Source organism: Thermomonas hydrothermalis, assembly GCF_900129205.1.
GTDB lineage: Bacteria > Pseudomonadota > Gammaproteobacteria > Xanthomonadales > Xanthomonadaceae > Thermomonas > Thermomonas hydrothermalis.
In genome coordinates, this window is the sequence record NZ_FQUK01000067.1 from 1 (window position 1) to 5,422 (window position 5,422).

The 5,422-nt window shown below is 63.4% G+C and carries 5 protein-coding genes; all 5 read right to left on the reverse strand.

What is annotated here, in order from left to right; genetic code table 11:
• Positions 1 to 222: sodium/glutamate symporter (locus BUA29_RS11565; protein WP_218587196.1), on the reverse strand; the 222-nt coding region annotated here is incomplete at its 3' end.
• 92 nt (positions 223 to 314) lie between these two features.
• A complete protein-coding gene (gene fabI, locus BUA29_RS11570; protein ID WP_072756676.1) occupies positions 315 to 1,079 on the reverse strand; it encodes an enoyl-ACP reductase FabI in 765 nt (254 codons plus the stop codon).
• Positions 1,076 to 2,245, reverse strand: a complete 1,170-nt coding sequence (locus BUA29_RS11575) for an acetate/propionate family kinase (protein WP_072756677.1) — start codon at positions 2,243 to 2,245, stop codon at positions 1,076 to 1,078. Before BUA29_RS11575 ends, fabI begins: the two co-directional genes overlap by 4 nt.
• Positions 2,242 to 3,636: a bifunctional enoyl-CoA hydratase/phosphate acetyltransferase gene (locus BUA29_RS11580; protein WP_132766366.1), complete on the reverse strand. Its 1,395-nt coding sequence runs from the start codon at positions 3,634 to 3,636 to the stop codon at positions 2,242 to 2,244. Before BUA29_RS11580 ends, BUA29_RS11575 begins: the two co-directional genes overlap by 4 nt.
• 4 nt (positions 3,637 to 3,640) lie before the next feature.
• Complete coding sequence (locus tag BUA29_RS11585) at positions 3,641 to 5,398, reverse strand: PHA/PHB synthase family protein (protein ID WP_072756679.1); 1,758 nt, start codon at positions 5,396 to 5,398, stop codon at positions 3,641 to 3,643.
• Between the last annotated feature and the right edge of the window lie 24 nt (positions 5,399 to 5,422).

The following is a 5,422-nucleotide window of genomic DNA, read 5'->3' on the forward strand; positions in this document are numbered from 1 at the left end:
CAGCAGCAGGAAATCACGGATCCCCACCTCGAATGAGACCTTCAGATCGAACAGCGCCCAGAGGAGCCCCGTTACCGCGATACAGAGAAAGCCGCCCGCCACCGGCTCGGGGATCGAATAGCGGCGCAGAAGATCAATGTTCAGGGTCAGGATCTTGCCCGCGATCAGCAAGACCACGGCAAGATTGAAGGAATGGAAGGGATGAACCGTAAAGAAGGTCACGCGGCGGCGCCTGTCAGAATGCTGTCAACTGATGTTGATTCCGCTTTGCCCCGGATCCGCCTTCCGGTCAAGGGCGGGGCCCCGCGCCTGCCTCAGGCGGTGGTGTGAAATCCGTTATCGGCATAGACCACCGATCCGCTCATGGGACTTGCGGCCTCGGTTGCCAGAAAGGCCGCCAGCGTACCGATCTCTTCGATGCTTACCAGTTTTCCCCCAGGCGTACGGGCGCGAATCTTATCCATCAGCGCATCGAACCGGTCGATCCCCGAGGCGGCGCGGGTCTTGACCGGACCGGTTGAAAGCGAAAAGGCACGAATCCCTTCGCCCGCCAGATCGGCCGCCGCATAGCGGACCGAAGCCTCCAGCGCGGCCTTTACCGGACCCATGAGGTTGTAATTCTCGACCACCCGATCCGCGCCGTAAAAGCTGACCGTGATCAGCGAACCACCCGCCTGCATCAAAGGCCGCGCCAGCCGCGCCATGCGCAGGAAGGAGTGGCAAGAGATATCCATCGCCATCGCAAAACCTTCGGCCGAAGCGTTGACAACGCTGGTGTGCAGATCCTCGCGCGGGGCGAAGGCGATGGCATGAAGCAGAAAATCAAGCCGCCCCCATTCAGCGGTAATTCGGTCAAACACGGCTTCCAACTGGCCGGGTTCACGCACATCGCAAGGAAGGAACAGCGTCGCACCCACTTCCTGCGCCACGGGTTCGACCCATGGCCGGGCCTTTTCATTAAGAAAGGTCAGCGCCAGCTCTGCCCCCGCCGCGCGAAAGGCCCTGGCGCAACCGGCGGCGATGCTGGCCTCATTCGCCACGCCAACCACGAGGCCGCGTTTGCCTTTCAGATCAATCATGTCGCTGCCTCTACGCTGACGGCCTCCTGGGCGATGATGCTTTCCTCATCGGTCGGAATGACAAGAAGCTGCACCCGGCTGGCGGCGGTGCTGATCCTGCGCGCCCCTGCTTCATTGGCATCGGGGTCAAGCTCTGCCCCAAGCCAGGCCAGCCGCGCGGCGACACGGGCGCGGATACCGGGCTGATGCTCGCCGATTCCTGCCGTGAAGACCAGCGCATCGATCCCGCCCATGCTGGTCGCCAACCGTGCCACCTCGCCCGCGATGCGCAGGCAAAAGAGGTCGATCGCCTCGGCAGCCTCTGGGCGCGTGCTGGCCATCAGCTCGCGGATGTCAGCCTCGAAACCCGACACGCCCAGAAGGCCGCTTTCACGATAGAGCATGGTCTCGACCTGTTTCAAGCTTTGCCCCATTTCGCCCATCAGATGCAGGATCACGCCGGGGTCCAGCGCACCCGAACGCGTCGCCATCGGGATGCCGTCCAGCGTCGAAAACCCCATCGAGCTGTCGATGCTCTTGCCGCCCCGGATCGCACAAAGGCTTGCGCCGCTGCCCAGATGTGCGGCGACCACCTTTGCATCGGTGGCCAGATCGCCCAGTTGCCCGGCGATATAGCGGTAGGAGAGACCATGAAAGCCATAGCGCTTGATCCCCTGATCATAAAGCGCGCGCGGCAGGGCAAAGCGGCGGATCAGGGGCGGGTTGGTGGCATGAAACGCCGTGTCGAAAGAGGCTGTCTGTGGCACATCGGGGTAAAGCCCCCGCATCGCCCGGATCAGCGCAAGGCTTTGCGGCTGATGCAGCGGCGCAAGCCGCGCCAGCGCGTCGATCTGCGCGATCACCTGATCGGTGATCCGGGCTGGTCCTGTGAAGACATCGCCGCCATGCACAACCCGATGGCCGATCACCGCAAGGCGCGAAAGATTGAAATGCCCGGCCAGCCAGGCAAAAGCCTGGTTCAGCACGGCTGTCAGATCGCCGGGATCCGCTGTGATCGGGCCTGAAAAGGTCTTGCCCTCGCGCGTCAGGCGCACTTCGAAAGGCTCATCGCGGAAATCGATCACGCCCGAGGCCAGCGGGCGCGGCGCGGCGGCCTCCAGTGCGTAAAACCCCAGCTTGATAGTCGAGGATCCGGTGTTGAATGTCAGGATCAGATCGCGGGTCACGCCTTCCCCTCCGCTTTGCGGACCGCGACCAGCTTGGCCAGCGCAGCCGAGGCGATGCGGGCCGATAAAGGATCCGCCCGGCTTGTCAGAACGATTGGCACCCGTGCGCCCAGAACCAGCCCCGCGGCCGTGGCGCCCGCGAAATAGATCAGCTGTTTGGCAAGCATGTTCCCGGCCTCGAGATCCGGCACCAGAAGAATATCGGCCTCGCCCGCCACCTGCGAGACGATGCCCTTCGTCGCCACCGCCTCGGGGCTGATCGCATTGTCGAAGGCCAGCGGCCCGTCAACCAGCGCGCCCGTGATCTGGCCTCGAGCCGCCATCACCGTCAGCGCGGCGGCATCCAGCGTGGCGGGCATCGTCGCGTTCACTGTCTCGACCGCCGCCAGCACCGCGACCTTCGGCTGATCGCGCCCCAGAAGCCGCATCAGATCGACGGCATTCTGGCAGATGTCGCGCTTATGCTCTAATGTCGGTGCGATATTGATCGCGGCATCGGTGACGATCACCGGCTTGCGATAGGCGGGCACATCCATCGCATAGACATGGCTGATCCGGCGTTCGGTGCGCAGGCCGCCGCTTTTCGAAACCACCGCCGCAAGCAGTTCATCGGAATGCAGGCTGCCCTTGACCAGCACCTGGACCTTGCCACAGGCCGCCAGTTCCACCGCCCGCGCCGCCGCTGCATGGCTGTGCTCTGTCTCCTCGATCCGGAAGCCGTCAAGCGAGACCCCGGCCTCGGCGGCCGCCGCGCGAATCTTTGCGCCGGGACCGATCAGGATCGGGTCAAGCAGGCCTTCGTCGCGCACCTCGATCGCGCCAAGGATCGCGGATTTCGAACATGGATGCACCACCGCCGCCCGCACCGGGGGCAATGCGCGGGCCTCTTCGACAAAGCCCTGCCAGCGCCCCTTCGGCAAGACCACCGCCTCGGGAAGGTCACCCGGCACCCAGGTCACCTGCTCGACCGGGGCCAGCACCAGCGCCTCGCCCGAAAGCACCACCTCGCCCCGCTGATTGCGGGCGGTGGTCGTCAGGCGGACACGGTTCTTGCCCTCGATCAGCTCGGCCACTTCAACTTCGGCGGTGATGGTATCGCCTGGCGAAACCGGCTTGTTAAAGTGGATCTGCTGGTCGAGATAGATCGTCCCCGGCCCCGGCAGGCGGGTGCCCAGCACCGCCGAAATCAGCGCCGCAGTCCACATGCCGTGTACCACGACATGGCCAAACGGCCCATGGGCGGCGAAACCGGCATCCAGATGCACGGGGTTGGCGTCGCCGGAAACAGCGGCGAACAATTCAATATCCTTGGGACCGACGTGGCGGACAAGACTGGCGCGGTCGCCGATTTTCATCTGGTGAAACAGATAGTTGGTCAGAGTGCCGGTCATCTTGTCACCTCTGGAAAACATATGTGCCGGGCGCATCTGCCAGCGCGTTGCCCATTGCGGGCGGCGCGGCGGGGGCACCCGAACGCGCGGCAAGCCAGGCCTGCCAGGGCGTCCACCACGAACCCTCGGTTGCAGGATTGACCTCGACCCAGGTCTCGGGCGGCAAAAGCGCGTCGTCATGGGCGCGGGTCGCCAGCCGGTAGCGGCGGCGCGGGTGACCGGGAGGAGAGACGATCCCCGCATTATGCCCGCCCGACGTCAGCGCGAAAGTCACCTCGCAATCGGTGAACTGGTGGATTTTGTAGACCGACTTCCAGGGTGCGACATGATCGCGCTCGGTCCCGACGGCAAAGATCGGCACCCGGATGTTCTGCAACAGAACTGTCTTGCCCCCGGCGGTGAAGCGTCCCGAAGAAAGCTCATTATTCAGATAAAGCCTGCGCAGATATTCGGCATGCATCCGATAGGGCATCCGGGTGCTGTCGGCATTCCAGGCCATGAGATCATTCATCGCCGTCCGCTCGCCCATCATGTAATCGCGCACCATCCGGGACCAGATGAGGTCATTCGAGCGCAAAAGCTGAAACGCCCCCGCCATCTGATCGGCAGAGAGATAGCCGCGGTTCCACATCATGCTTTCAAGAAGATGCAGCTGGCTTGGGTCGATGAACAACGCAAGCTCGCCCGGTTCGGCGAAATCGACCTGCGCGGCAAGCAGCGTCAGCGAGGCGAGACGCGCGTCCCCCTTCCCCGCCATGGCAGCCGCCGCGATCGACAGCAAAGTGCCACCCAGACAATAGCCGGTGGCGTGGATTTTCTGATCGGGCATTAGACGGGTGATCTCATCCAACGCGGCCATCACGCCCAGCCGGCGATAATCCTCCAGCGTCAGATCACGATCCTCTGCACCCGGATTGCGCCAGGAAATGGCGAAAACCGTGTGGCCCTGCGCCACCAGCCAGCGGATCAGTGAATTCTCCGGGCTGAGGTCGAGGATATAGTATTTCATGATCCAGGCCGGAACGATCAGCACCGGCTCGGGGTACACGGTTTCTGTCGTGGGCGTATACTGGATCAGTTCGATCAGGTGGTTGCGGAAGATTACCTTGCCCGGCGTCACCGCCACATCGCGACCCGGTGTAAAGGCCTCGACACCCTCTGGCGGCTCCTGCCGGATCTGGCGGACGACGTCCTGCAGCCAGTTCTGCCAGCCCTTCACAAGGTTCATGCCTCCGGTAGCCCAGGTCCGTGCCACAACCTCGGGATTGGTAAAAGGGTTGTTCGAAGGCGCACAGACATCAAGGATCTGTTTCGCGGCAAAAGACACCACATCCTCGTGGTGCTTCGTCACGCCCGGAACCTCATGGGTGACGTTATGCAGCCATTGCTGCAGCAGCAGGAAAGCCTGCGACATCCAGCTGAAGGGCGGTTTCGCCCAGGCTTCACCGGCGAAACGGCGGTCGCCCGGCAAGGGCGTGATGACCGGCGCGGCCTGCGGATCCATCGCCGAGGCCATCAGATACGCCATGAGACGCTGCCATTTGCGGCCCGCCTTGACGCCCAGTTCCATCTGCTTGCCCGGTGCCTGCGCCAGATGAAAGGCCCAGTCGACATAGGCCATCATCAGCGAGCCGGGCGAGACCCCGCCGCTGAGCTGTCCCGAGAGCGCCTCTCGTATGCGGTCAACGGCCTGAAAAGCCTCGATGCCAAGGCTTTCATCGCCGGTTGCACCCGAGCCATCTGATTTGGGAGTAAGGGCCATGTCGCGTCTCCAGTCTCCATTTTA

What these genes read in the sequence shown, in the direction of transcription:
- fabI (WP_072756676.1), bottom strand. Translation starts at nt 1,079, where the DNA reads ATGATTGATCTGAAAGGCAAACGCGGCCTCGTGGTTGGCGTGGCGAAT.
- BUA29_RS11580 (WP_132766366.1), bottom strand. Translation starts at nt 3,636, where the DNA reads ATGACCGGCACTCTGACCAACTATCTGTTTCACCAGATGAAAATCGGC.
- BUA29_RS11585 (WP_072756679.1), bottom strand. Translation starts at nt 5,398, where the DNA reads ATGGCCCTTACTCCCAAATCAGATGGCTCGGGTGCAACCGGCGATGAA.